This window comes from Paenibacillus medicaginis, assembly GCF_042138635.1.
Lineage (GTDB): Bacteria > Bacillota > Bacilli > Paenibacillales > Paenibacillaceae > Paenibacillus > Paenibacillus medicaginis.
On the sequence record NZ_JBHIRY010000104.1, the window covers coordinates 1 to 414 of the forward strand.

Annotated in this window: 1 protein-coding gene; it reads right to left on the bottom strand. The window is 56.5% G+C overall.

What is annotated here, in order from left to right:
* A partial coding sequence (locus ACE5LO_RS27835) for an IS66 family transposase (RefSeq protein WP_375523146.1) occupies window positions 1-414 on the bottom strand: 414 nt, incomplete at both ends.

The following is a 414-nucleotide window of genomic DNA, read 5'->3' on the forward strand; positions in this document are numbered from 1 at the left end:
GCAAATAGCCTGTAAACCCGGCCAGGAAATTCCGGGGATGCTCCCCTCCCCGGGTCCGCTGGTATTCGTACAGGACCACTGGCGCTACGCCCCGTCCGGTCCGGTACAGCCACAGATACGACTTGGCCTCAGCGGATTTGTCCGGCTCGCGTAGCACCTGCAAAGTCGTCTCGTCCGCATGCAGTACGTCTTGTTGCAGCAAGTATTTCTTCATTGCGTCGTACAGAGGCGATAGCCAGGTTTCGGCACCGTAGATTATCCAGTTCGCCATGGTTTGCCGTGAAAGCGTATAGCCTAAACGGGCAAATTGTTGTTCTTGCCGATACAGCGGCAAACACTCCATGTATTTTTGGCACATGACATGCGCCAGGACAGAGGGCGAAGCCAAGCTGCCGGGATACACCGGCTTGGGCA